Source organism: Symbiopectobacterium purcellii, assembly GCF_019797845.1.
GTDB classification, from domain to species: Bacteria; Pseudomonadota; Gammaproteobacteria; order Enterobacterales; family Enterobacteriaceae; genus Symbiopectobacterium; species Symbiopectobacterium purcellii.
The window spans coordinates 3,931,911-3,956,554 of sequence record NZ_CP081864.1; the positions used below are offsets into that span (position 1 = coordinate 3,931,911).

General features: G+C 52.9%; 23 protein-coding genes, 2 pseudogenes and 1 other annotated feature. Of the genes and pseudogenes, 16 read left to right on the forward strand and 9 right to left on the reverse strand.

What is annotated here, in order from left to right:
• Window positions 1-2,460 (reverse strand): bifunctional aspartate kinase/homoserine dehydrogenase I, encoded by a 2,460-nt coding sequence (gene thrA, locus K6K13_RS18310; RefSeq protein WP_222158262.1) that lies wholly within the window; start codon window positions 2,458-2,460, stop codon window positions 1-3.
• A gap of 98 nt (window positions 2,461-2,558) precedes the next feature.
• Window positions 2,559-2,660: a sequence feature (Thr leader region), on the reverse strand.
• A 98-nt stretch (window positions 2,661-2,758) separates the two neighbouring features.
• Window positions 2,759-3,442 carry a tRNA/rRNA methyltransferase gene (locus tag K6K13_RS18315; RefSeq protein ID WP_222158263.1) on the reverse strand — a complete coding sequence of 228 codons (684 nt, stop codon included), beginning with the start codon at window positions 3,440-3,442 and terminating at the stop codon, window positions 2,759-2,761.
• A gap of 772 nt (window positions 3,443-4,214) precedes the next feature.
• On the opposite strand from K6K13_RS18315, the gene arcA reads away from it, so the two are divergent.
• Window positions 4,215-4,931, forward strand: coding sequence for a two-component system response regulator ArcA (gene arcA / locus K6K13_RS18320; RefSeq protein ID WP_195311984.1), 717 nt, complete (start codon window positions 4,215-4,217; stop codon window positions 4,929-4,931).
• Between the two features lie 134 nt (window positions 4,932-5,065).
• Here the strand turns inward: arcA and K6K13_RS18325 are convergent, their stop codons facing one another.
• Entirely contained in the window at window positions 5,066-5,713 is a 648-nt protein-coding gene (locus K6K13_RS18325; RefSeq protein WP_222158264.1) for a Qnr family pentapeptide repeat protein, read from the reverse strand.
• Window positions 5,714-5,929: 216 nt separating this feature from the next.
• Window positions 5,930-6,394, reverse strand: a complete 465-nt coding sequence (gene creA / locus K6K13_RS18330) for a protein CreA (RefSeq protein WP_413542244.1) — start codon at window positions 6,392-6,394, stop codon at window positions 5,930-5,932.
• Window positions 6,395-6,620: 226 nt separating this feature from the next.
• Here creA and robA point away from each other — a divergent pair.
• A pseudogene (gene robA / locus K6K13_RS18335) lies at window positions 6,621-7,483 on the forward strand (MDR efflux pump AcrAB transcriptional activator RobA).
• A 12-nt stretch (window positions 7,484-7,495) separates the two neighbouring features.
• Here robA and gpmB read toward each other — a convergent pair.
• Window positions 7,496-8,146 carry a 2,3-diphosphoglycerate-dependent phosphoglycerate mutase GpmB gene (gene gpmB / locus K6K13_RS18340; protein WP_222158266.1) on the reverse strand — a complete coding sequence of 217 codons (651 nt, stop codon included), beginning with the start codon at window positions 8,144-8,146 and terminating at the stop codon, window positions 7,496-7,498.
• A gap of 51 nt (window positions 8,147-8,197) precedes the next feature.
• On the opposite strand from gpmB, the gene yjjX reads away from it, so the two are divergent.
• On the forward strand, window positions 8,198-8,722 hold the full coding sequence (gene yjjX, locus K6K13_RS18345) for an inosine/xanthosine triphosphatase (RefSeq protein WP_222158267.1): 525 nt from the start codon (window positions 8,198-8,200) through the stop codon (window positions 8,720-8,722).
• Window positions 8,723-8,771: 49 nt separating this feature from the next.
• On the opposite strand, the gene trpR is transcribed toward yjjX, so the two are convergent.
• Together trpR and K6K13_RS18355 are read right to left on the reverse strand one after the other, a co-directional pair.
• Window positions 8,772-9,101: a trp operon repressor gene (trpR, locus tag K6K13_RS18350; protein ID WP_222158268.1), complete on the reverse strand. Its 330-nt coding sequence runs from the start codon at window positions 9,099-9,101 to the stop codon at window positions 8,772-8,774.
• Between the two features lie 108 nt (window positions 9,102-9,209).
• Window positions 9,210-9,961 (reverse strand): IS5 family transposase gene (locus K6K13_RS18355; RefSeq protein ID WP_252120271.1). Its coding sequence is split into 2 segments (ribosomal slippage): window positions 9,210-9,628 and window positions 9,628-9,961, totalling 753 coding nucleotides; the frame shifts between segments, so codons are not numbered across the junction.
• A gap of 417 nt (window positions 9,962-10,378) precedes the next feature.
• Here K6K13_RS18355 and cyoA point away from each other — a divergent pair.
• The 6 genes from cyoA to K6K13_RS18385 all read left to right on the forward strand — a co-directional run bounded on the left by cyoA (window position 10,379) and on the right by K6K13_RS18385 (window position 16,754).
• The gene (gene cyoA / locus K6K13_RS18360) at window positions 10,379-11,344 is read left to right on the forward strand and encodes a cytochrome o ubiquinol oxidase subunit II (RefSeq protein WP_222158269.1); all 966 of its coding nucleotides are present in this window, start codon (window positions 10,379-10,381) and stop codon (window positions 11,342-11,344) included.
• A gap of 4 nt (window positions 11,345-11,348) precedes the next feature.
• Complete coding sequence (gene cyoB / locus K6K13_RS18365) at window positions 11,349-13,340, forward strand: cytochrome o ubiquinol oxidase subunit I (RefSeq protein WP_222158270.1); 1,992 nt, start codon at window positions 11,349-11,351, stop codon at window positions 13,338-13,340.
• Window positions 13,330-13,953, forward strand: coding sequence for a cytochrome o ubiquinol oxidase subunit III (locus tag K6K13_RS18370; RefSeq protein ID WP_222158271.1), 624 nt, complete (start codon window positions 13,330-13,332; stop codon window positions 13,951-13,953). Before cyoB ends, K6K13_RS18370 begins: the two co-directional genes overlap by 11 nt.
• Complete coding sequence (locus K6K13_RS18375; protein WP_222158272.1) at window positions 13,953-14,282, forward strand: cytochrome o ubiquinol oxidase subunit IV; 330 nt, start codon at window positions 13,953-13,955, stop codon at window positions 14,280-14,282. The genes K6K13_RS18370 and K6K13_RS18375 overlap by 1 nt, the downstream gene beginning before the upstream one ends.
• A gap of 14 nt (window positions 14,283-14,296) precedes the next feature.
• The gene (gene cyoE / locus K6K13_RS18380) at window positions 14,297-15,187 is read left to right on the forward strand and encodes a heme o synthase (RefSeq protein WP_222161171.1); all 891 of its coding nucleotides are present in this window, start codon (window positions 14,297-14,299) and stop codon (window positions 15,185-15,187) included.
• Between the two features lie 187 nt (window positions 15,188-15,374).
• Window positions 15,375-16,754: an MFS transporter gene (locus K6K13_RS18385; RefSeq protein ID WP_222158273.1), complete on the forward strand. Its 1,380-nt coding sequence runs from the start codon at window positions 15,375-15,377 to the stop codon at window positions 16,752-16,754.
• A 34-nt stretch (window positions 16,755-16,788) separates the two neighbouring features.
• Here K6K13_RS18385 and K6K13_RS18390 read toward each other — a convergent pair whose 3' ends face one another.
• Entirely contained in the window at window positions 16,789-17,280 is a 492-nt protein-coding gene (locus K6K13_RS18390) for a YajQ family cyclic di-GMP-binding protein (protein ID WP_222158274.1), read from the reverse strand.
• A 206-nt stretch (window positions 17,281-17,486) separates the two neighbouring features.
• Between K6K13_RS18390 and panE the strand changes: the two genes are divergently transcribed.
• The 4 genes and pseudogenes from panE to K6K13_RS18410 all read left to right on the forward strand — a co-directional run bounded on the left by panE (window position 17,487) and on the right by K6K13_RS18410 (window position 19,657).
• Window positions 17,487-18,422, forward strand: coding sequence for a 2-dehydropantoate 2-reductase (gene panE, locus K6K13_RS18395; RefSeq protein ID WP_222158275.1), 936 nt, complete (start codon window positions 17,487-17,489; stop codon window positions 18,420-18,422).
• On the forward strand, window positions 18,385-18,975 hold the full coding sequence (yajL, locus tag K6K13_RS18400; RefSeq protein ID WP_222158276.1) for a protein deglycase YajL: 591 nt from the start codon (window positions 18,385-18,387) through the stop codon (window positions 18,973-18,975). Before panE ends, yajL begins: the two co-directional genes overlap by 38 nt.
• A 112-nt stretch (window positions 18,976-19,087) precedes the next feature.
• Complete coding sequence (locus K6K13_RS18405; protein ID WP_222158277.1) at window positions 19,088-19,327, forward strand: type II toxin-antitoxin system RelB/DinJ family antitoxin; 240 nt, start codon at window positions 19,088-19,090, stop codon at window positions 19,325-19,327.
• Between the two features lie 45 nt (window positions 19,328-19,372).
• A pseudogene (locus K6K13_RS18410) lies at window positions 19,373-19,657 on the forward strand (type II toxin-antitoxin system RelE family toxin).
• 53 nt (window positions 19,658-19,710) lie between these two features.
• Here K6K13_RS18410 and thiI read toward each other — a convergent pair.
• The gene (gene thiI / locus K6K13_RS18415) at window positions 19,711-21,159 is read right to left on the reverse strand and encodes a tRNA uracil 4-sulfurtransferase ThiI (protein ID WP_222158278.1); all 1,449 of its coding nucleotides are present in this window, start codon (window positions 21,157-21,159) and stop codon (window positions 19,711-19,713) included.
• Window positions 21,160-21,404: 245 nt separating this feature from the next.
• Here thiI and xseB point away from each other — a divergent pair, with 245 nt between their 5' ends.
• The 3 genes from xseB to dxs all read left to right on the forward strand — a co-directional run bounded on the left by xseB (window position 21,405) and on the right by dxs (window position 24,596).
• Window positions 21,405-21,713: an exodeoxyribonuclease VII small subunit gene (gene xseB / locus K6K13_RS18420; protein WP_222158279.1), complete on the forward strand. Its 309-nt coding sequence runs from the start codon at window positions 21,405-21,407 to the stop codon at window positions 21,711-21,713.
• Window positions 21,710-22,621: a (2E,6E)-farnesyl diphosphate synthase gene (gene ispA / locus K6K13_RS18425; RefSeq protein WP_222158280.1), complete on the forward strand. Its 912-nt coding sequence runs from the start codon at window positions 21,710-21,712 to the stop codon at window positions 22,619-22,621. The genes xseB and ispA overlap by 4 nt, the downstream gene beginning before the upstream one ends.
• Before the next feature lie 112 nt (window positions 22,622-22,733).
• Window positions 22,734-24,596: a 1-deoxy-D-xylulose-5-phosphate synthase gene (gene dxs, locus K6K13_RS18430; protein ID WP_222158281.1), complete on the forward strand. Its 1,863-nt coding sequence runs from the start codon at window positions 22,734-22,736 to the stop codon at window positions 24,594-24,596.
• Window positions 24,597-24,644: the final 48 nt, after the last annotated feature.

Genomic DNA, 24,644 nt, shown 5'->3' on the forward strand with positions numbered 1-24,644 from the left:
TTATACTCCTGACTTCCATGACAGCGTACGCAACAGATCGGCAAAAACACCGGCCGCAGTCACATCATTACCCGCGCCATAACCGCGCAGCACCAGCGGCAATGGCTGGTAATACTGGCTATAGAACGCCAGCGCATTCTCACCGTCTTTCACTTTGAACAGCGGATCGTTACCACCCACTGCGCTAATTTGTACTTTGCAGCGCCCTTCTTCAATCACGCCGACATAACGCAACACTTTACCTGCTTCTCGCGCGTGCGCCACTTTTTCACTGAATGGCGCATCCAACTCGGGTAAACGCGCCATAAAGGCATCGACATCACCCGAAGCATCAAAGGACGGCGGCAGCACCGACTCTACGTCGATATCGGCCAGCTCCAGCTTATAGCCCGCTTCACGCGCCAGGATCAACAGCTTGCGCGCCACATCCATGCCGGACAGATCGTCACGCGGATCGGGTTCGGTGTAACCATTGGCTTTCGCCTGCAACGTCGCCTGCGACAAACTCATCCCTTCATCCAGCTTACCGAAGATAAAGGAGAGCGACCCCGAGAGAATGCCGGTGAAACGCAGCAGTTCATCCCCGGCATTCAACAGGTTTTGCAGGTTTTCAATGACCGGAAGCCCGGCACCGACGTTGGTGTCATACAGGAATTTGCGACGAGATTTACCGGCAGCGCTGCGCAGTTGCTGGTAATAGCTCATGGAACCGGTGTTAGCCTTTTTGTTGGGCGTAACCACATGGAAGCCATCGGCCAGAAAGTCAGCATATTGATCGGCCACCGCCTGATTAGAGGTACAGTCCACGATAACCGGGTTAAGCAGATGATACTCTTTCACCAGACGAATCAGGCGACCCAGATTGAAGGGTTCACGCGCCTCATTCAGCGCTTCGCGCCAGGAGTCGAGCGCAATGCCGTTAATATTGGTCAGCAGCGCTTTGGAGTTGGCAATACCGCAGACACGCAGATCGATATGTTTCTGTTTCAGCCACGGCTGCTGGCGATGAATCTGCTCCAGCAAAGCGCCGCCCACACCGCCTACGCCGATAACAAACACATCGATCACCTGATCGGTGTTAAACAGCATCTGGTGCGCCACACGCACGCCAGTCACCGCCACGTCGTTATCCACCACCACAGAGATGGAGCGCTCAGAGGAACCCTGCGCAATCGCGATGATATTGATATTGGCACTGGCCAATGCGGAGAACAGACGGGCAGAAAGGCCGCGCAGCGTGCGCATACCGTCACCCACCACAGAAATGATCGCCAGACGTTCGGTGATATCCAGCGGCTCCAGCACGCCGTCTTTCAGTTCCAGATAGAATTCATCTTCCAGCGTTTTCTTGGAACGAGCCAATTCGCTTTGCGACACGCAGAAGCTGATGCTGTACTCGGAAGAAGACTGTGTGATCAGCACCACCGAGATGCCCGCACGGGACATCGCCGCAAACACGCGCGCAGCCATCCCCACCATCCCCTTCATGCCAGGGCCGGAGACGTTAAACATCGCCATGTTGTTCAGGTTAGTGATGCCTTTTACCGGATATTGGGTATCCGAGCTGTCCAGACCAATCAGGGTGCCGGGCGCTTGAGGATTTTCAGTGTTTTTGATCAGGCAGGGAATTTGGAACTGGGCGATGGGGGCGATGGTACGGGGGTGAAGCACTTTGGCACCGAAGTAGGAAAGCTCCATCGCTTCCTGATACGACATTGACTTCAGCAGTCTCGCATCAGGCACCTGACGCGGGTCGCAGGTGTAGACACCGTCCACGTCAGTCCAGATTTCACAGCAGTCTGCGCGTAAACAGGCGGCCAACACGGCGGCTGAGTAGTCAGAGCCATTGCGGCCCAGTACCACCAGTTCCCCTTTATCATTACCCGCGGTGAACCCTGCCATCAGAATCACGTGATCGGAAGGAATGCCTTGCTCGGCAATACGGCGCGTGGATTCCGCGATATCCACGGTCGATTCCAGATAATGTCCCTGCGCCAGCAAACGTTTTACCGGATCGATAACCGAGACCTTATAACCACGGGCCTGAAATACCGCCTCCATGATAGCAATAGAGAGTTTCTCGCCACGGCAGATAATGCTGGCATTGACGCTGTCCGGACACTGCCCCAGCAGTGAAATGCCGTGCAGAACCTGTTTCAACTGGCCCAGCTCTTGTTGTACCAGCGTGGACAAGCGCTCATACGGGAAACCCGGCTGGGATTCTGCCAGCCCTTTTAGCAGAGAAGAAAAGATAGTTTCGGCATCATTGATATGCGGCAGAATATCTTGGCCCGCAACGGTTTTATCAATCATCGCCACCAGGTGGTTGGTGATTTTCGCCGGGGCAGACAGCACGGTGGCAACCTGTCCCTGACGCGCATTGCTCTCGATGATATCGGCAACGCGCGCAAAACGCGCCGCATTCGCCACGGAAGTCCCGCCAAATTTCAACACTCGCATTTTTATCTCTTCTCCTGAGTTTCAGTCACCAAAACACGCCGTGCGCTTTTGGCTGCCGCCGCTGGCGGCCCGGGTCGGCGGAACCTGCTCTTCGCCGTAAAAAAAAAGCCCGCACTGTTTAGGTGCGGGCTTTTTCAGATTCTTTTCTACGCGTCAGCCCGCACCGTTACTGGTAGTAATGGTGGTGGTCAGGCTGATGTGACGCATGCGTAAAGGACTCTCGATCAACAAATCGGTTTCTATCCTCTATTAGTTAAGGCAATCGCGACATGAAGTCAATGGATTTCTTTTTTTCATCTCACTTCAGCGCCTTCTCAATATCGTGCAGCAGTGTATGCAACATGGCGGTATCCCGCTGCTGTAACAACCCGATGCGTTGCAGTAGCCAATCTCGCAGTTTCTCGTCATCGTCTACCTGCAACGTCACCAACAGCTTTTCCAGCCGATGGCGCAGCGCCCCCAACTGCCCGGCTTGAGCGGCTTCGGCAGTCTCTGCCTGCACCTGCATCAGCGGCGCCAACTGGTAACAATAGACCATGACAGCCTGCCCTAAATTCAGTGACGGGTAATCTGCCTGCATCGGCACACCCGTCAATATATCCGCCAGCGCCAACTCGTCGTTGGTGAGGCCAGAATCTTCACGGCCAAACACCAGCGCAGCCGAACCGACCCACTGCTGTTTCTCCTGCATCAACCCAAGCAACGCTGTCGGCGTGCAGTAATAGTGAAATCGGGCTCGCGAGCGCGCCGTCGTCGCGACGGTAAAATCCACATCGGCCAATGCATCAGCGAGCGTAGGGTAGCAGGTCACATTATCCAGAATATCACCGGCCCCGTGCGCCACGCGGCGTGCACCTGGCTCAAGGTGCGCCTGACTGTCAACAATACGCAGTGAATGAAACCCCATGGTTTTCATGGCTCTGGCTGCCGCCCCCACGTTCTCTGGGCGGGCTGGCGCGACCAGCACAATAAAAAACTGCACAAAACCTCCAAAGAAGAGAAAATGGCTGGCGGACATGCAATACCCGGTATGCCCCGTCCCGCTAGCCTCGTTTAAATTAACAGAAATGAAACATTCGAGCGTTACCTTACGGTAAAAAATGCGGGTCAGGCTTAAAAAGGAATAAAAACCAAAAAAATCATTACATATGCTTTAATATCAATGCATTATACAATGACTATCGCGTAATGACGTTTCGCGTTCACTGCGGCCGCTTGCGCTGCTGAATCGTATCCAAATCAGGCAGTTTGTGACTTAAGCTGGCAATTTTATAAGTATTTTTCACAAAATAGTTAACGTGCTACAATGAAATTTGATATATGTCAACGGAACCGTAGATTTGTGAGCGATCAAAATCGGCGCTTACTGTTATGTTGCTGTTAATAAGGTTAAACTATGCACCACTTTAGGCGTAGTTGAGTTAGCCTGATTATCATCTGATATCGCCGGTTATCACGTAGAAAGCACTGGCGCTGCCCGCGCAACTGATTCACGCGGAATTTTGTCAGCGTCAGGCAACCGATACGCGGAGATGTCATTGCTGTAGCAACGTGCCGCATCGGGTGAAGTCAGGCATGCACCAGGAACGTATTTGCGTACTTTAGTCTACATTGCGAGTGTGAACGTGCCCTTTGCGCCCCAAACTCCGGTAAAAGCCCTATAACCTCGCACCGCGCGTGCGGGCACGAAAAGACCGATGGCGACTTCTGTACTTCCGAATTCTATAATTAGTTGGCAATTTTAGGTAGCAAACATGCAGACCCCGCACATTCTTATTGTCGAAGACGAGTTGGTAACTCGCAACACCCTCAAGAGCATCTTTGAGGCTGAAGGATATGTCGTTCACGAAGCCACTGACGGCGCTGAGATGCACCATATCCTGTCCGAACATGATATCAATCTGGTGATCATGGACATCAATCTGCCCGGCAAAAATGGCCTGCTGTTAGCGCGCGAACTGCGTGAACAGGCCAGCGTCGCGCTGATGTTCCTGACCGGACGTGATAACGAAGTGGATAAGATCCTCGGCCTGGAAATCGGTGCGGATGATTACATCACCAAACCGTTTAACCCACGTGAGCTGACTATCCGTGCGCGCAATTTGCTGTCCCGTACCATGAATTTGGGCGGTGTAAGCGAAGAGCGTCGTCTGGTAGAAAGCTACCGCTTCAATGGTTGGGAGCTGGACATCAACAGCCGTTCGCTGATCAGCCCAGCGGGTGAGCAGTACAAGCTGCCGCGCAGCGAGTTCCGCGCCATGCTGCATTTCTGCGAAAACCCCGGCAAGATTCAGACCCGTGCCGAGCTGTTGAAGAAAATGACCGGCCGCGAGCTGAAACCGCACGACCGCACCGTGGACGTGACGATTCGCCGCATCCGTAAGCATTTCGAATCCACTGCCGATACGCCAGAAATCATCGCCACCATTCACGGCGAAGGCTACCGTTTCTGCGGCGATCTGGAAGACTAACGCTCACCGCCCGTTATTTCAAAAGGCCGAAACCTGCTGGTTTCGGCCTTTTATTTTTAACTCAGACTCGACTCTCGCCAATCGCTTTTATGCCTGTTTTCATTCGCGTTCAGCGGCAAAGCATCAACCCCGTTCTAGCCTTGTAAAATAATCCCTAAATCCATCAGAAGTTGACCTGCCTGATTCATATCAAGCTTCACGCCATCGAGCTCGGTATCCCTGATAGTGAGGTTCCCCAATGCAGCGCCTGTGAGGTCACAAAATGTAAAATTAGCTGAGCGCCAGTCAAACTCGTTAAATTCACCGCCAGAGAGATCTGATCCAATAAAGGAAGCACCAAGCACATTTTCCGCCGTCCAGCGGTTTTCCCACAGTTCACATTTCTCTAATACGGCTTTTGAGAAGTTGGTATAGCTCAGATTTGATTTAATAATGAAAGCACTGCAAAACCAAACTCGCTCTGTAATTTTGTTCATGAAACTGGCGCTACGGAAATCGGCCCCCTGCGCGCGGCACTCTCTGATCTCAATACCAAACGCGTCTGCGTACCGGAAATTACACAGGCTCAAATCGCACCCAATAAATCTCGCTTCCTTGAGTACCGAATGCGTAAAATCACATCCCGTCTGGCTTTCATCATCATAGAAATGGCAATTTTTGAACACGGTGTCTGTCAGATCTGCATGTGAGAAATCGCAATTGATGAACCGACATTCGCTAATGGTATTCCCTGTCAGTTCATTAAGAGAGAACTTTTGTTCTATGCAGATCGTTGAATTCATTGTTTAACCCCTGATAGTTATGCCTTATGTGCGTTAATGAGGCATATCAGTCGCCGCATAATCTGCCAATGTCCATTTACGCCCCACCCTCATTCCCGCGCAGGCGGGAATCCCTTGCAGGTGAAACGCGTTTCTTCTCACAAAGTTCCCCGGCTTTCGCCGAGGATGACAAGGGGGAAATGGCCTTTCCTGTCTCAGCACGTGTTCCCTAACACACTACTCGCTCTTGCCCCAGGGAATGATCGGCACTGCGCTCAAGGCGTTTTTTGGCGAGCCGTCGACCAAACGATCGGAGTAGGTCAGGTAGACCAAGGCGTTGCGCTTCTCATCATAAAAACGGACCACCTGAAGTTTTTTGAACACCAGTGACGTGCGCTTTTGGAACACCACCGTGCCACTATCATCACTTTTCTTGATCTTATCTGACAGCGTAATCGGCCCAACCTGCTGACAGGAAATGGCAGCATCGGAGGTATCCTCTGCCAAGCCTAACCCCCCCTTGATGCCGCCGGTTTTCGCGCGGCTTAAATAGCAGGTCACGTTCGCAACGTCAGGATCGTCAAAGGCTTCCACCACAATTTTATGGTCTGGCCCCAGCAGTTTGAAAACCGTATCTACAGAACCAATCTGTTCCGCCCTGGCGACGCTGCCCACGCTCAGCAGCGCCATACAGGCTCCCATGATTAATGCGTTTTTCATCGATATTTCTCTCTGTCTGGAAACAAGTTACAGGGGTTTTTCCCCCGCTGACGATGCCGCTACTAGATATAGGGCTAAAGTATGCAAATTTCACCGGATTGTTTGTATAAATTATTCAAAAATCTTAAGCGGTGACAACAGCAAAAAGTTGCTATGATGCCTGATCTCTATGCGCTTCGTGCTTTGTGTGTTCTATCGAGGATGTTCTATGGATCAAGCCAGTATCATACGTGACCTGCTCAATTGGCTGGAAAACCACCTTGACCAGCCACTGTCGCTGGATAACGTGGCAGCAAAAGCCGGCTACTCCAAATGGCACCTACAACGTATGTTCAAAGATGTCACTGGGCACGCCATTGGCGCGTATATTCGCGCACGCCGGTTGACCAAAGCCGCGATGGCACTGTGTATGACCGGCAGGCCGATCCTCGATATCGCGCAGCAATACCGCTTCGATTCGCAGCAAACGTTCACTCGCGCGTTCAAAAAACAGTTTGCTCAGACGCCAGCCTCTTACCGCCGTGCTGAAGAGTGGAATACCTACGGTATTCGCCCTCCGTTGCGTTTAGGTGAATTCACGCTGCCGCAGCCTGAGTTTGTCACGCTGCCGGATACACAGTTGGTGGGCGTCACGCAAAACTGCAACTGCTCTTTGGAACAAATCTGTAATTTCCGTACGGAAATGCGCGTGCATTTTTGGCGGCAGTACCTGGGCGAAGCCAAATGCATTCCCCCTTTGCTGTATGGTCTGCATCACGCCCGCCCGAGCAAGGATAAAGAAGACGAACATGACGTGCTCTATACCACCGCGGTGGAACCCGAGCACGTTCCGGAAGGGGTTCACCCCGGCGAGCCGATTACGCTGCCCGGCGGCGAGTACGCCTTGTTCGTCTATGAAGGCCCCACGGATGCGCTACAGGATTTTATTATCAGCCTGTACGACACCTGCCTACCTTCGAGCTAACACGCCGCGATGGCTGTGATGCGGAGCGTTTCACCCCGAATGGCACGAAAGAAGACGGACCACCGAAAGTGATCCGCTGCGAATACCTGATCCCTATCCGTCGCTAAGCGCGCACACTGTTAACGCTGGAGTTCATCCAATGCCGGGGTATCAAGATGAGAAACATCCCCGGCGGTTTCCACGACCCAGCCGGACGCCAACCACGGGCTCTGCTGATAATCGATGCGGGAGAGCGAGCAGTTACGCAGCCGCAAACGGCGTTCTGCACTGTCGGGCAGCCCAAGGATGGTGCTTAACAAGCAGCCGAGGGCCATACCATGACTGACCAGCAGCGGACGACTGCCGGGCGGCAGCGCCAGACAGCGATCGAGCACCTGATGCATACGCGTTGCCATCTCCGCCATGGATTCCCCTTCAGGAATACGGCCATTCGGCGTGCCGTCCACCAGTTGCTTGCGCCAGGTTTCCTCCTGCGGACTGAGCGTATCGATGTCGCGCATTTCCAGCACGCCCATATTCAGCTCACGCAAATTAGGGTCTTCAACCACTTCACAGTGGTGGCAAGACTGCGCAATAATCTCCGTGGTGCGGCGCGTCCTCCCTAAATCGCTGGTAAAGATATGCGTAATGCCTAGCGTTTTAACACGGTTCGCAACTTGATAGGCCTGCTGTTCTCCTTGTGCGGTCAACGAGCTGTCGGATTGTCCCTGAATACGCCGAGCCACGTTCCATTCCGTTTCACCGTGGCGAACAAGATATACCTGTAACATCGCTTTTTTCCATTATACTGCGTCAAATTAACTAAAAGAGTATGAACCGTTATGTACCATGTTGTCGCTGCCACTACCAACCCGGCAAAAATTAAGGCTATTACACTCGCATTCACGGATGTCTTTGGCGAAGAAAACTGTCGCATCGAAGGTGTTGATGTCGACAGCGGCGTTTCTCATCAGCCCTTGGGTTCCACCGAAACGCGTACCGGGGCCCGCAACCGCGTTATGCGCGCCCGTCAGGTCCGGCCCGAGGCCAATTTCTGGGTCGGCGTAGAAGCGGGCATTGAAGAGAGCATGACGTTCGCCTGGATGGTGATTGAAAACCCACATCTGCGTGGTGAATCACGCTCCGCCAGCCTGGTGCTGCCGGAAAGTATATTACAAGGAATCAAGGAAGGAAGAGAGCTGGGAGACGAAATGGCACGTTTGACCGGCATTCAGGACATTAAACATCAGGGTGGTGCAATTGGGGTGTTCACCGACGGTAAACTGACGCGCACCAGCGTCTACTATCAGGCACTGTTGTTAGCGTTGGTACCCTTCCACAACCCCATTTACAGCCAGCCGAGCTGACCCGTTTAAGGGGCGCGATGCCCCTTAACCTTTATGATATCCAACAGACCTATTTACCCTCTGGCAGCAGTTGTGCGTCCAGCCACTGTTTCAGTGCAGGCGATGCCGCTTTTAAACTGTTAGATCCGCGCGTAATGGTCGCAATACCAGCACCCAATTCGTTTTTCAATTCACGCTGGCTCATCTCTCCTCGCATTAACTCCTGAATGATGCGCACACGCGTAGCAAGCGCCGTGCGTTCGTCTGGCGTCAATAACAGTTGCAACAGAGGGTGATGCAGATCTTCCGCCACGGAGAGCTTCACTAGCTCAACAAATTTGAGCCAGTCTTCATTGCCGTGTTCAGAAAACGCAGGATCGGTATGTGATAAAGGGGTCATCGCGGGCTGCCATACTCGTTAACGAGTACAGCAGCATAGCATAATCAGTGGGAAATCACCGATATCGTGCGCGAAAAATCGTATCGGTAACCTAGGGGCTGTTGACAATTAACACAGCCAGACGAATGCAGCAGCGAGCGCAACGAATGATGCGAAGCGTTTTGAGAGTTTGTCGAAGCGTGTAGCTACGCGTCGAAATTGCTTGATACGGCAAAAGAAACGTTCGATCAAATTGCGTGAAGCGTAAAGATGTTTGTCCAGTGGGCGTTGCTCACGGCGATTCTCTTTGCTGGGGATGACAGCCTGAATGCCTACCGACTCCAGATATTGTAGAATCACATTCGTATCGTAGGCTTTGTCTGCAGCCAAGCTTGAAGGTTTCAATTCACCAAGTAAAGGCAATGCTTCTCTGGTGTCGCTCTTTTGACCACCAGTCAAACTAAAACGGGCAAGCATGCCCAGCCCATCAACCAGAGCGTGAATCTTGGTTGTCAATCCCCCGCGAGAACGACCAATCGACTGGTCACCGTTTTTTTGGGAGCGCCCGCTGCATGCTGATGAACCCGTACGATAGTGCTGTCGATGAAGATTTCCTCGAAATCGGCATCGCCCGCAAGTTCAGCAAAAACGGAATGCCATATTTCTGCCCGTGACCATCTGGCAAAGCGTTTGTACACACAGTTCCAGAGTCCGAAATCGGGTGGTAAATCTCTCCATGGGCTTCCAGTTCGGGCGATCCATAAAACCGCTTCGACAAAAAGCCGATTATCTGCTGCTGTTCGTCCCGGATCCGAATCCTTTCCCGGCAAAAACGGGCTAATCCGTTCGTATTGGTCATCACTGAGCATCAATCTTGGCATTCTGCTTTTCCAAAAAAGACAGAATGTAAACAGATTCTTTTACAAAAAAACAGGTTCTTGGCGATGATTGTCAACAGGCCCTAGCAGCCAACGTTATTTTTTTACGTTGGCTCACTTTTTTCTGGCTATTTAATTGTTGGGAAAATGTGTGAGAGGCAGCCCTGTCGGTTAGATAGAAAATTCCCGTACAGGCGGGTTGTAATTTTTTTTTATCCATCCATACTTCTCTACGGGATAAATTTTAATTCACTGTTTTTAATAAATTTTTCCTAACGACAAGGTAATTGTGACATTCAGGGCAAAAATCAGCAACAAAGCGCTGACATAACCTTAATCATGTTTACAGTGCAGTAACCTTACCGTAAAATGCCCGCTCGCATGAAATGACAATAGAGCCCTTGTTATTGAGGTCGCTAGATGAGACTCAGGAAATACAATAAAACTTTTGGGATGTTGTCTTTATTCGCTGCCGCAGCACTACTGAGCAGTTGTGATATGGCATTAATGAACCCCAAAGGACAGGTCGGGTTGGAGCAACGGTCGTTGATTCTGACGGCACTCGGGTTGATGTTGATCGTGGTTATTCCGGTAATCGTGATGACCATCGCTTTTGCCTGGAAGTTTCGCGCTTCCAACACCAAAGCAAAATACACCCCGAACTGGTCACACTCCAACAAGATTGAAGCGGTGGTATGGACAGTTCCCATCATCATCATTCTTATTCTGGGTACCATTACCTGGAAAACCACCCATTCACTGGATCCGTATAAGCCGTTGGTCTCTGAGGCCAAGCCGATTACCGTCGAAGTGATTTCACTCGACTGGAAGTGGCTGTTTGTTTACCCGGAATTGGGTATCGCCACGGTCAACGAGTTAGCGTTCCCGACCAATGTGCCGGTGAATTTCAAAATCACCTCCGACACCGTAATGAACTCCTTCTTCATTCCGCGTCTGGGTGGACAGATTTACGCGATGGCCGGTATGCAAACCAAACTGCATCTTATCGCCAACGAGCCGGGCAAATATGACGGTATTTCTGGTGGTTACAGTGGTAAAGGTTTCTCTGGCATGAAATTTACTGCCATTGCCACACCTAGCCAGCAGGAATTCGACCAGTGGGTTGCCACCGTGCGTGCCTCCAGCAAAACGCTGAACAACACGGAGGAATTCAATACTCTGGCCAAACCCAGCGAATTCCACCCGGTAGAGTACTTCTCCAGCGTGCAACCTGAGCTGTTTGAAAACCTGATTCGCAAATTCACGCAAAGCGGCGGTGCGCCTGCGCATCATCACGCTGAAAGTGAAACGCAGCAAGGCGGCATGCAACACGGTGACAATATGAACATGAGCGAGCACGCCTCGCACCAAGGCGCCGAGGGATAAGACGATGTTAGGAAAACTAACGCTTGATGCGGTTCCGTATCATGAACCCATTATTATGGTTACGGTGGCCGGCATCATCGTCGGCGGCCTCGCCCTGTTGGCGGCCATCACTTATTTTGGTAAATGGAAGTGGTTGTGGGCGGAGTGGTTCACCTCGGTAGACCACAAGCGTATCGGCATCATGTATATGATCGTTGCGTTTATCATGATGATTCGCGGCTTTGCCGATGCCATCATGATGCGCGGTCAACAGGTGCTGGCGTCTGCCGGTGAGGCAGGCTTCCTGAATGCCCACCACTACGATCAGATATTTACCGCGCACGGCGTGATCATGATTTTCTTCGTGGCAACGCCGTTTGTGGTCGGTTTGATGAACCTGGCGGTGCCGCTGCAAATCGGCGCTCGCGACGTGGCCTTCCCTTTCCTTAACTCGCTCAGTTTCTGGCTGTTCGTGGTGGGGGTTGTCCTGATCAACCTGTCGCTGGGTATCGGTGAATTTGCGCAAACCGGCTGGGTGGCCTATCCGCCGCTTTCCGGCAAGGAGTACAGTCCCGGCGTAGGGGTCGATTACTGGATATGGAGTCTACAGATCTCCGGTCTGGGTACCACGCTGACCGGTGTCAACTTCTTCGCGACCATTATCCGTATGCGCGCACCGGGTATGACGCTGATGAAAATGCCGGTCTTTACCTGGACGGCACTGTGCACCAACGTGCTGATCATCGCCGCCTTCCCGATTTTGACCGTGACCATCGCGTTGCTGACGCTGGATCGCTATCTGGGCACCCATTTCTTTACCAATGATATGGGCGGCAACATGATGATGTACATCAACCTCATCTGGGCCTGGGGCCATCCTGAGGTGTACATTCTGGTTCTGCCAATTTTCGGCGTTTACTCCGAAGTGGTTACCACCTTCTGTAAAAAGCGTCTGTTCGGTTACACCTCGCTGGTGTGGGCGACCATTGCCATTACCGTACTGTCGTTTATCGTCTGGCTGCACCACTTCTTCACCATGGGGTCTGGCGCGAACGTTAACGCCTTCTTTGGTATCGCCACCATGATCATTTCCATCCCGACCGGGGTGAAAATTTTCAACTGGCTGTTCACCATGTACCAGGGCCGAATTCAGCCGAATTCCGCCATGTTGTGGACCACCGGGTTTATCATCACCTTTACCATTGGTGGGATGACTGGGGTGCTACTGGCGGTACCGGGTGCCAACTTTGTGCTGCACAACAGTTTGTTCCTGATTGCCCACTTCCATAACGTCATCATCGGCGGCGTGGTGTTTGGTATTTTTGCCGGTATTACCTACTGGTTCCCGAAAGCGTTTGGCTTCACGCTGAACGAAACCTGGGGCAAACGCGCGTTCTGGTTCTGGATTATCGGCTTCTTCACCGCCTTTATGCCGTTGTATGTGCTGGGCTTTATGGGCATGACCCGTCGTCTTAGCCAACAGTTCGATCCGCAATTCCACTCACTGCTGGTGGTTGCCTCTGTCGGTGCCGCACTGATTGGCCTTGGCGTACTGTGCCAACTGATGCAGTTCTATGTCAGTATCCGCGATCGCGACCAAAACCGCGATTTGACCGGTGACCCGTGGGGTGGCCGCACGCTGGAGTGGGCAACCTCGTCTCCGCCGCCGTTCTACAACTTCGCCATCGTGCCTGACGTGCAGGAACGCGATGCGTTCTGGGAACAGAAAGAGCGTGGTGATGCCTACAAGAAACCGGCCAGCTATGAAGAAATTCATATGCCGAAAAACACCGGTGCCGGCGTGATCATCTCAGCGTTCAGCCTGGTATTCGGCTTCGCGATGATCTGGCATATCTGGTGGATGGCGATTGCCGGTTTCGTCGGCATGATCGTGACCTGGATTGTGCACAGTTTTAACCGCGATGTGGATTACTACGTTCCGGTCAAACAAATCGAAGAGATTGAAAACCAGCACTTCGACAATATCAGCAAAGCAGGTGTGAAACATGACAACTGAAACTCTGACGCATCATCACGCGGCTCATGACGCCCATGCCGAGCATGGGCACCACGACGCCAGCGGCACCAAGGTGCTGGGGTTCTGGGTTTACCTCATGAGCGATTTGATCATTTTCGGCTCGCTGTTCGCCACCTATGCCGTGCTGGTAACCGGCACGGCGGGCGGTCCGTCCGGAAAAGATCTGTTTGATCTCAAGTTTGTGCTGGTCGAAACCTTCGCGCTGCTGTTGAGTAGTATCACCTTCGGCATGGCGATGATCGCCATGTACAAAGGCAACGTAGCACGCATTAACACCTGGCTGGCTATCACCTTCCTGTTTGGTCTGGTGTTTATCGGGATGGAAATTTATGAATTCCATCATCTGATCGCAGAAGGATACGGCCCGGATCGCAGTGCGTTCCTGTCAGCCTTTTTCGCGCTGGTCGGCACCCACGGCGTTCACGTAACCTCAGGCCTTATCTGGCTGGTGGTGATGATGATTCAGGTATCACGCTGGGGTATCACTCCTACCGTGAAAACCCGTTTGATGTGTCTGAGCCTGTTCTGGCACTTCCTTGACGTGGTGTGGATTTGCGTCTTTACCGTAGTTTATCTGATGGGGGCGATGTAATGAGTCATTCAACGACCGATCACGGCGCCAGCCACGGTAGCGTACAGTCTTATGTCATCGGCTTTGTGATGTCGGTCATTCTGACCGTGATCCCGTTTGGTCTGGTGATGGCGGGTGCCGCCTCCCCCAGCGTGATCATGGCCGGTGTGGTTGGCTGCGCCGTGGTACAGATACTGGTTCACCTGGTCTACTTCCTGCACCTGAACAGTTCTTCTGAACAGCGCTGGAACGTGGTAGCGTTGGTGTTCGCCATTCTGATTATCGCCATCGTGGTAGTAGGATCCATCTGGATTATGCTGAGCGCGCACCACAATATGATGATTCCGTAATCGAGCCAGACATGATGATTAAGCAATACCTACAAGTCACAAAACCAGGGATCATTTTTGGCAACCTGATTTCTGTTATCGGGGGATTTCTGCTGGCGTCCAAAGGCAGCATTGATTACCCCCTCTTTATCGCTACCCTGCTTGGGGTGTCGTTGGTGGTTGCGTCCGGTTGCGTCTTCAACAACGTAATCGACCGTGACATTGACAAAAAGATGGAGAGAACCAAAAACAGAGTGATGGTGAAGGGGCTGATTTCGGTCAAGGTTTCACTGAGTTATGCGGCTGCGTTAGGTATTGCCGGTTTTGCGTTGCTCTACGTGGCGGCAAACCCGTTAGCCATGTGGCTTTCCGTCATGGGCTTTGCGGTATACGTTGGCGTCTACAGCCTGTATATGAAGCGCCACTCGGTATACGGCACGTTGATCGGCAGCTTGTCCGGTGCCGCACCGCCGGTTATCGGGTATTGTGCCGTGAGCAATCAGTTCGATGCAGGCGCGTTGATCCTGCTGTTGATCTTCAGCCTGTGGCAAATGCCGCACTCCTACGCTATCGCCATTTTCCGTTTCAAGGATTATCAGGCTGCCAACATTCCGGTATTGCCGGTGGTAAAAGGCATTTCCGTGGCTAAAAACCATATTACGCTGTATATCATCGCGTTTATGGTGGCTACGCTGATGCTGTCGCTGGGTGGCTATGCCGGCTATAAATATCTGGTGGTGGCTGCCTCCGTGAGCATCTGGTGGTTAGGCATGGCACTGTCGGGCTACAAAAAACCCAATGATGACAAAGTGTGGGCGCGCAAACTGTTTGTGTTCTCGATCGTTGCCATCACATCACTGAGCGTGATGATGTCTGTCGACTCCATGGCGCCAATGCAAGATGTGATGATCACCGCACTGCGCTAACGCCTGACCGTTCGCCCCCTAAAAACAGACGATGCTTATCGTCTGTTTTTTTTCGCCCTTCCCCCCCCACGTTTGCTGCATTTATCCTGTCATTTTATGACCGCGCGCCAAATCAAGTAACAATACCGCCATTTACGGCCCGATGAGTAAGGCACTACAATAGCGCCAACGCGAATTTGAGGTTTTCATGAACGATACATCCCTCACAGACAACATCATGACGCCGCGCGAACGGCGCGCAACCTGGGGCTTGGGTGCAGTTTTTTCCCTGCGGATGCTCGGCATGTTTATGGTGTTGCCAGTGCTCACAACCTATGGCATGGCATTACAAGGGGCCAGCGAATCGCTAATTGGCCTCGCGATTGGTATCTATGGCCTGATGCAAGCGCTGTTTCAGGTGCCTTTTGGTTTACTTTCCGACCGTGTTGGGCGTAAACCGCTCATCGTTATCGGTCTGCTGATGTTTGTGCTCGGTAGCGTGATTGCCGCCCTCAGCACGTCTATCTGGGGCATTATTCTAGGGCGTGCGTTACAAGGCGCAGGAGCGATCTCCGCCGCCGTTATGGCGTTGCTATCCGATCTCACGCGCGAACAAAATCGCACCAAAGCAATGGCTTTTATCGGCATCAGTTTCGGCGTGACCTTTGCCATCGCCATGGTGCTCGGACCGATCGTTGCGCACGCCTGGGGATTACAGTCCCTGTTCTGGTGTATGGCCCTGCTCGCATCGCTCGGTATTGTGATAACCCTGACACTGATCCCCAACGCCGCTAGCCATGCCCTCAATCGGGAATCCGCCATCGTGCGCGGCAGCATTCGCCAGGTACTGGGTAACAGCCGACTGGTAAAACTCAATATCGGCATTATGTGCCTGCATATCCTGCTGATGTCGAGTTTTGTCGCCCTGCCGCGCGTGCTGGAACAAGCGGGCCTGCCGGCAGAATCACACTGGAAGGTGTATCTGTACACTATGCTGGTTTCCTTTGTCTGCGTGCTGCCCTTTATCATCTACGCTGAAGTGAAGCGGCAGATGAAGCGGGTGTTTGTCGGCTGTATCATTGTGCTGTTCGCTGCAGAGGTGGTTTTATGGATGGCGGGCAGCCAATTCTGGCCGATTGTGGCAGGCGTTCAGCTGTTTTTTCTGGCGTTTAATATTATGGAAGCGCTACTGCCCTCACTGATCAGCAAAGAAGCACCGGCGGGTTATAAAGGCACTGCCATGGGAGTCTATTCCACTACCCAATTTATCGGCGTTGCTATCGGCGGCAGCATGGGCGGCGCACTGTTTCAATTCCACGGTGCGGCTTGGGTGTTTGCAGCAGGAGCGCTGCTGTGCGCGCTGTGGCTGATAGTTGGCGTCAGCATGAAGGAACCGCCCTATCTGAGCAGTTTGCGCATTGCACTGCCCGATGACGCACTGAGCGACGCCGCGCTAGCACAGAAAATACGCATACACCCCGGCGTGGCTGAAGCCATCGTGGTGCCGGAAGAACGCAGCGCCTATGTCAAAATCGATCGTCAGAAGACTAACCGTCAACAGCTCGAAGCGCTGATCGGGCAAGCGTAAGTCATATTAGGCCAGCATTGCTGGCCCTTTACGGTTAATCGCGGAAGTTGGTGAACTGGAAGGGCTGTCCCAGATTGGCTCCGCGAATCAATGCCATGACGCTTTGCAAATCGTCACGCGCTTTGCCGGTTACGCGCAGTTGCTCACCCTGAATCTGGGTTTGCACTTTCAGTTTGCTGTCCTTGATCAGCTTGACGATTTTTTTCGCCTGTTCAGGTTCAATGCCCTGCTTCAATTTGGCATTAACACTGTAGGTCTTTCCGCTGTGTTCCATCTCTTCCGGCACCTCTAACGCGCCGGCGTCGATACCGCGCTTCACCAGTTTTTCGCGCAGAATATCAACCAGTTGCTGCACCTGAAAATCTGACTCGCTGGCCACTTTGATCTGTTCGTTTTTCTCATTCAGCTCAAAGCTCGCCGGTACGTTGCGAAAATCCCAGCGATTAGTCAGTTCACGTGACGCATTCTCGACCGCGTTGCGGATTTCCTGCATATCGATTTCCGATACAATATCGAAAGATGGCATAATCAATTCTCCCTGATTTATGCGTAGGAATAGGGTTATGTGGCATGCATGATACCTGTTCCCCGCAGAGAAACAACATCCGCCCACCTTGGCGCTTGCAGTCCCTTTCTCACGCGCCATAATACGTCATTGTTGGGCTGAATGAATCAAAAGATAACCGCCGCCATCACACTGCGTGCTACGCGCATCGATAAAGGAAACCTCAGATGAAAATTACCGTGCTGGGTTGCGGCGCACTGGGTCAGCTTTGGCTTGCCGCATTACATCAGCAAGGCCACGACGTTCAGGGATGGATGCGGTTCCCCGCACCGTACTGTGCGGTCAATGTACAAATGCTGGACGGAAAACTGTGCAATCTGATGCTGCCGACAAACGATCCCGAGCACCTGATGCAGAGCGAATTGCTATTGGTAACCCTCAAAGCCTGGCAGGTTTCCGATGCCGTCAGCGCCTTATTACCGACTATCGCCCCCAACTGTACCATTCTGTTGTTGCACAATGGCATGGGCACCCGCGAAGAGTTGCCGGTATTGACCCAACCGCTGTTACAAGGGGTCACGACTCACGCAGCCCGCCGCGATGCAACGCTGGTGGTACACGTTGCCGGAGGAACCACGCACATTGGTGCCATTACCAGCGGCAACAGCCGTGGCGCGGTTCCTCACAGCGATACGCACTCTGCGCTGGCCGCATTGCTGCACCAGGCACTGCCGGATGTCGCCTGGTACAATAATATTGCCGTGACGTGCTGGCGTAAGCTGGCCGCGAACTGCGTGATCAATCCCTTAACCGTGCTCTATAACTGCAAAAATGGGGCGTTAAGCGCTTATCCCGAGCAAATAGACCTGCTGTGTCAGGAGATCGTGCGTGTCATGGAGCGCGAAGGCCACCCCGATTCACTGGAGCAGGTGAAAGTGTACGTAGATCAACTGATTCAGAATACCGCCGAAAATACCTCCTCCATGCTGCAAGATATCCGAGCCCAGCGTCATACCGAGATTGATTATATTACCGGCTATCTGCTGCAACGGGCCCGTGCCCACGGGCTAACGCTGCCGGAAAACAGCCGTTTATTTGAAATGATTAAGCTAAAGGAAAGCGAATATGACCGCATCGGTACTCCTCTGTCTGGCTCCTGGTAGCGAAGAAACCGAGGCCATCACCACGTTCGACCTGCTGGTACGCGCCGGTATTGCTGTTACGGTAGCCAGCGTCGCCAGCGACGGCGCAACAACAGTAACCTGCTCGCGTGGCGCTAGATTGGTGGCGGATGCACCGCTGGTTTCTGTTGCAGATAACCCGTTTGATGCCATCGTGTTACCGGGCGGAGTCAAAGGAGCTGAGTGCTTTCGCGACAGCCCGTTACTGGTGGAATGTATTCGCCAAAAACATCAGGAAGGGAAAATCGTGGCCGCTATCTGTGCCGTGCCTGCACTGGTGTTGGAACACCACCAGCTGTTTCCCGTCGGCAATATGACGGGATACCCCACGCTAAAAGAGAAAATCGCGCCAGAAAAATGGATGGATAAGCGCGTAGTGTTCGATCCACGCGTTAATCTGCTGACCAGCCAGGGCCCCGGCACCAGCATGGATTTCGCCTTGAAGCTGATTGATTTACTGTCCGGGCGTGCCAAAGCGGCAGAGGTGGCAGCGCAATTGGTGCTGCCACCGGGCATTTATGATTACCGGGAGTGATGCCATGGCACAATGGTTATTGGCGTTGATGACCTAAAGAGAGTTTGCCATAACGCCATCACAAAGGTAATTACACTTGTCATTGCATACTATCCTATTAAACGGAGACATCATGGGACACTTGAACATTCGCATTGATGATGAGCTTAAAGCGCGCTCCTTTAGTGTCTTGGAGAAACTGGGGATGACGCCTTCTGAACTACTGCGTCAAACGCTGGAATATGTTGCCACCAATGAACGGTTGCCCTTTCGCCAAGTGCTGTTAAGCGATGAGGATGCAGCACTCATTGAGGTTGCTCGCCAACGGCTGAAAAATCCTAAGCCCGTGAGAGTGACGCTCGATGACCTTTAGAAAGGAAACAAATGGGTAGATAACGTCATTTAAAAAGGAATTTTGATGACTTATTCTTTGGATTTTGATGCTAATGCACTCAAAAAATGGCGCAAGCTAGGTTCAACCGTCAGAGAGCAATTTAAAAAGAAACTGGCTGAGATTCTTCAGAATCCACACGTAGCATAAAACAGATTAAGAGAACTGCCGAACGATTATAAAATAAAACTACGCCGTTCAGGCTACAGAATGATTTATCAGGTCAAAGACGATGTTGTCACGGTCTATATGGTCGCGATCGGAAAGCGGGAACGTTCTGCCGCCTATCGCGATGCAGCAAAACGGTTGTAATAAAGCCAATGAGTCATTCATCCTCCGCACACGCGGAGAATGATGCACAGAGGTTAAGGGCGGTATACCTTCACGTTAGTGAACCCCTGCTCACGCAGATACAGCGCCTGCAAACGGCTCATCACACCGCGTTCACAGTACAGCAGGTAAGTCTTGTCCTGATCGAGATCGCCGAACTGGGTGCTGAGCTTGTAGAACGGCAGCGATTTAATTTCGACACCTGCCAGCGCAAGCGGACGATCGTCTTGCTCATCCACAGAGCGAATATCCAGCAAAATATCGTCGGCAGACAGCGATGCCACGGTTTCGACTTCCGTGACCTCTTGTGAAGTCTGGGTGGCAATATCACGGATATCAATATTGCGCGCTTCAAAGACCACCCGGTCCAGAATCTCAAAGTCGAACTTACCTTCTTCCTCTTCGATTTTGGATTTGACGGCTTTTACTGTTGGGCTTTTGGAAATTACCCCGCAATACTCAGGCATGGTTTTGGCAAAATCTTCCGTGCCTAAATGACGCGCCAGCTTGATGATGTGTTCTTTGTCGTGCGAAATCAGCGGACGCAGAATCAGTGTATCCGAGGCATTATCGATGAGACGCAGGTTGGTCAACGTTTGGCTTGAAACCTGCCCTAACGCTTCCCCGGTTACCAACGCCTGAACGCCATAACGCTCCGCAATACGCGAAGCGGCACGCACCATCATGCGTTTAAGCACCACGCCCATCTGGCCGTCATCCACTTTTTCCAGGATCTCGCCTACCACGGGTTCAAAATCGATAGCAACAAAGCGCACGCGATGCGAACTGCCAAAGCGTTTCCACAAATAGTGGGCGACCTGTTTAACACCAATTTCATGTGCAGCACCGCCCAGATTGAAAAAGCAGTAGTGCACGCGACAGCCGCGGCGGATGAGCATATAGCTGGACACACCCGAATCGAACCCGCCGGAAATCAGCGACAGCACATCTTCTTGCGTACCGATCGGGAAACCACCGATGCCTTCATAACGCCCTTTGATCAGCAGCAAACGATCCTGTTCTATCTCCAGATGAACCGTAACCTGCGGCGTGGTGAGATTCACGCGCGCACTGTCGATGTGCTGATTAAGTCCACCGCCCACATAACGCTCGACATCCTGTGAAGAGAAGTCGTGCTTACCGCGCCGTTTCACGCGCACACAGAAGCTTTTCCCTTCCAGTTGCGGACGATACAGGGCCAGCGTTTGTTCAAAAATGTCGTGCACGTCGGTGTAAGCGTGGTCTTCAACATCCAGAATATGATGAATGCCGGGAATACGGGTTAACGCATCGCGAATCTCTTCGCGTTGGCTTTCCTCTTTGGCGCGGACTTCGATATGATCCCAATGACGGACGACGGCCAGTTGGTCGTCATACTGCTTAAGCACGTTACGAATGTTACCGGTAAGTATCTTAATAAAGCGCAACCGCACAGATTGACTCTTGATGGTGATTTCCGGGAACAATTTAATGATAAACTTCATGATGGCTGTCGTTACTTGGTCAAATGGGCGTAAGTGTTAACCCGAGTGCTACATTCACGTTATTGGTAAACTCGTTCCATGGGGTGATTTTACCAATAGCATCCAGGGCGCGGAGTATATCATCTTCTCGCACGCTGCGCGCAGGAAGGATGTGCTTATCTGTGCGATGGACCAGTAGCGAACAGTAACGATTAACGACACTAAAAGAACAGCATCACTTAGCGATCAGGATGTAAAATAGAGTCATGCCTGCAAAAAAAACGTCGCCTCACGCAGAGGCAAACAGCGAAACGCTGAATACCGCTGACTCAGCGCTGAGTTTTGAGGATGCGCTGCAACAGCTGGAACAGATTGTCACCCGCCTTGAATCGGGCGATTTGCCATTGGAAGCCGCGCTGAGCGCCTTCGAAAATGGCATTCAGTTGGCACGTCAGGGACAGTTGCAGTTGCAACAGGCAGAGCAACGCGTGCAGATCCTGCTCAGCGACGAGCCTGATGCCACGCTGTCCCCTTTCACTCAGGGCACGACAACCCCGAACAGTAAGCCGCTATGACGGAATTCGCTGAGCAATTAAGCGTCCATGCCGATCGCGTTAATCAGGCATTGAACCGTTTTATCACCGACTTGCCGTTTCAGGGCAGTCCGCTGGTGGATGCCATGGCCTACGGCGCGCTGCTGGGAGGCAAACGCCTCCGGCCTTTTTTGGTTTATACCACCGGGCAACTTTTCGGCATTCCGCTGAGCAGCCTGGATGCACCGGCTGCCGCAGTAGAATCTATCCACGCCTATTCGCTGATTCATGACGATTTACCGGCCATGGACGATGATGACCTGCGCCGTGGTCAACCGACCTGCCACATTAAATTTGGCGAAGCCACTGCGGTTCTGGCCGGGGATGCGCTGCAAACGTTAGCCTTCTCCATTCTGGCTGACGGTGCCATGCCGGAAGTCAGCGACCGCGATCGTCTCTCAATGGTCGCAGAACTGGCACAAGCCAGCGGCGTGGCAGGCATGTGTGGTGGACAAGCGCTGGATTTGGCCGCAGAGGGCAAGCAAGTCGATCTCATCGCGCTGGAGCAAATTCATCACCACAAAACCGGCGCATTGATTCGCACGGCAGTCAGGCTTGGCGCGCTCAGCGCTGGCTCTGTGGGTCGGGCGGCACTGCCCCACCTCGATCGCTATGCCAATGCCATCGGTCTGGCCTTTCAGGTACAGGATGACATCCTTGATGTGATTGGCGACAGCGCCACCACCGGCAAGCGACAAGGCGCCGATCAGCAACTGGGCAAAAGTACCTATCCCGGCTTGCTCGGGCTTGACAGTGCGAGGGCAAAGGCGTCGGATCTCTATCAGGAATCGCTGGCAGCATTGGATGAACTGCAAGCGGCCAGCGCAACGCCGCTCGATACCACGGTACTACGGGCATTGGCGAATTATATCGTCGAGCGAGATAAATAATTTCAACATCACCCAGTGGATTTCAAGCGTGCCGCGCGGTGGCAACGCCCGGATGGACATTCCATTCGCCGCTTGAGAGAAAATGGGGATTACACCTCAGAATGAGTCGCAAATGAGTTTTGATATTGCAAAGTACCCGACACTGGCTTTAGTGGAAACACCTGACGAACTGCGCATGCTGCCGCGTGACAGCCTGCCTAAACTGTGCGATGAACTTCGTCAATATCTGCTGGACAGCGTGAGTCGCTCCAGCGGCCACTTTGCGTCGGGGCTCGGCACCGTTGAACTCACCGTAGCGCTGCACTATGTCTACAACACGCCATTTGACCATCTGGTGTGGGATGTCGGCCACCAGGCCTATCCTCACAAGATTATCACTGGTCGCCGCGATCGCATTGCCACTATCCGCCAAAAAGGCGGCCTGCACCCGTTCCCCTGGCGCGGTGAGAGTGAATACGATGTGTTAAGCGTCGGTCACTCCTCAACGTCGATCAGCGCCGGACTCGGCATGGCAGTCGCCGCCGAACGTGAAGGCAAAGGACGCCGCACCGTGTGCGTAATCGGCGACGGCGCACTGACAGCGGGTATGGCGTTTGAAGCCATGAACCACGCAGGCGATATCCGTTCCGATCTGCTGGTGGTGCTGAACGACAATGAGATGTCTATTTCCGAGAACGTCGGTGCGCTTAACAATCACCTGGCGCAACTGTTGTCCGGCAAACTCTACTCCACCCTGCGCGAAGGCGGTAAGAAGGTGCTGTCTGGCATCCCGCCTATCAAAGAGCTGGTCAAACGCACGGAAGAGCACTTGAAAGGCATGGTGGTACCCGGCACGCTGTTTGAAGAGCTTGGCTTTAACTACATCGGCCCGGTTGACGGCCATGATGTGGTCGGACTGGCGCAAACCCTGAAAAACATGCGCAGTCTGAAAGGCCCGCAACTGCTGCATATCATGACCAAAAAAGGCCGTGGTTATGCGCCGGCAGAGCAAGATCCTATCAGTTGGCATGCCGTGCCCAAATTTGATCCGGCCAGCGGCACCTTGCCCAAAAGCAAGGCAAGCCTTCCCAGCTACTCGGCCATTTTCGGTGATTGGCTGTGTGAAATCGCCGCCAAAGACAGCAAGCTGATGGCGGTAACGCCAGCGATGCGCGAAGGCTCAGGCATGGTGCGCTTCTCTCGTGACTACCCACAGCAATATTTTGATGTTGCCATTGCCGAGCAGCACGCCGTCACCTTTGCTGCCGGTTTAGCGCTGGGCGGGTACAAACCGGTGGTGGCAATCTATTCCACCTTTTTGCAACGTGCCTACGATCAGGTGATTCACGACGTCGCCATTCAGAACCTGCCGGTACTGTTCGCTATCGATCGCGGGGGTATTGTGGGCGCGGACGGCCAAACGCATCAGGGGGCGTTTGATTTGTCCTTCCTGCGTTGCATTCCCGATCTGGTTATCATGGCCCCGAGCGATGAGAACGAATGTCGCCAGATGTTGTTTACCGGCTACCGTTATCAAGACGGCCCTTGTGCCGTGCGCTACCCACGCGGTACCGGTACCGGTGCCACGCTTGAGCCGTTGCAGGAATTGCCTATCGGTAAAGGGGTGGTACGACGCACGGGCGAGAAAGTCGCCATCCTCAACTTCGGTACACTGCTGCCGGAAGCGCAACGGGCTGCCGAAAAGCGCAACGCAACATTGGTCGACATGCGCTTCGTCAAACCGCTGGATGAAGCACTGATCGCTGAACTGGCAAAAAGCCACGATCTGCTGGTAACGCTGGAAGAGAACGCATTGATGGGCGGTGCGGGCAGCGGCGTGAATGAAGTGGTGATGGCGCAACGCCTGGGCGTTCCGGTATTAAATCTGGGGCTGCCAGACCGCTTTATTCCCCAAGGGACACAGGAAGAAGTACGTCACGACCTGGGATTGGATGCGGCTGGAATCGAGCGTCGCATTGATGAATGGCTGCAATAATCGTTGTATCGACCGGGGCAGTCGCCCCGGTCAACCACTGCGCATGTA

Bases quoted from the DNA above. Each gene is read 5' to 3' on its own strand.
- thrA (WP_222158262.1), bottom strand. From the start codon at position 2,460: ATGCGAGTGTTGAAATTTGGCGGGACTTCCGTGGCGAATGCGGCGCGT.
- arcA (WP_195311984.1), top strand. From the start codon at position 4,215: ATGCAGACCCCGCACATTCTTATTGTCGAAGACGAGTTGGTAACTCGC.
- K6K13_RS18325 (WP_222158264.1), bottom strand. From the start codon at position 5,713: ATGAATTCAACGATCTGCATAGAACAAAAGTTCTCTCTTAATGAACTG.
- creA (WP_413542244.1), bottom strand. From the start codon at position 6,394: ATGGGAGCCTGTATGGCGCTGCTGAGCGTGGGCAGCGTCGCCAGGGCG.
- gpmB (WP_222158266.1), bottom strand. From the start codon at position 8,146: ATGTTACAGGTATATCTTGTTCGCCACGGTGAAACGGAATGGAACGTG.
- yjjX (WP_222158267.1), top strand. From the start codon at position 8,198: ATGTACCATGTTGTCGCTGCCACTACCAACCCGGCAAAAATTAAGGCT.
- trpR (WP_222158268.1), bottom strand. From the start codon at position 9,101: ATGACCCCTTTATCACATACCGATCCTGCGTTTTCTGAACACGGCAAT.
- cyoA (WP_222158269.1), top strand. From the start codon at position 10,379: ATGAGACTCAGGAAATACAATAAAACTTTTGGGATGTTGTCTTTATTC.
- cyoB (WP_222158270.1), top strand. From the start codon at position 11,349: ATGTTAGGAAAACTAACGCTTGATGCGGTTCCGTATCATGAACCCATT.
- K6K13_RS18370 (WP_222158271.1), top strand. From the start codon at position 13,330: ATGACAACTGAAACTCTGACGCATCATCACGCGGCTCATGACGCCCAT.
- K6K13_RS18375 (WP_222158272.1), top strand. From the start codon at position 13,953: ATGAGTCATTCAACGACCGATCACGGCGCCAGCCACGGTAGCGTACAG.
- cyoE (WP_222161171.1), top strand. From the start codon at position 14,297: ATGATTAAGCAATACCTACAAGTCACAAAACCAGGGATCATTTTTGGC.
- K6K13_RS18385 (WP_222158273.1), top strand. From the start codon at position 15,375: ATGAACGATACATCCCTCACAGACAACATCATGACGCCGCGCGAACGG.
- K6K13_RS18390 (WP_222158274.1), bottom strand. From the start codon at position 17,280: ATGCCATCTTTCGATATTGTATCGGAAATCGATATGCAGGAAATCCGC.
- panE (WP_222158275.1), top strand. From the start codon at position 17,487: ATGAAAATTACCGTGCTGGGTTGCGGCGCACTGGGTCAGCTTTGGCTT.
- yajL (WP_222158276.1), top strand. From the start codon at position 18,385: ATGACCGCATCGGTACTCCTCTGTCTGGCTCCTGGTAGCGAAGAAACC.
- K6K13_RS18405 (WP_222158277.1), top strand. From the start codon at position 19,088: ATGGGACACTTGAACATTCGCATTGATGATGAGCTTAAAGCGCGCTCC.
- thiI (WP_222158278.1), bottom strand. From the start codon at position 21,159: ATGAAGTTTATCATTAAATTGTTCCCGGAAATCACCATCAAGAGTCAA.
- xseB (WP_222158279.1), top strand. From the start codon at position 21,405: ATGCCTGCAAAAAAAACGTCGCCTCACGCAGAGGCAAACAGCGAAACG.
- ispA (WP_222158280.1), top strand. From the start codon at position 21,710: ATGACGGAATTCGCTGAGCAATTAAGCGTCCATGCCGATCGCGTTAAT.
- dxs (WP_222158281.1), top strand. From the start codon at position 22,734: ATGAGTTTTGATATTGCAAAGTACCCGACACTGGCTTTAGTGGAAACA.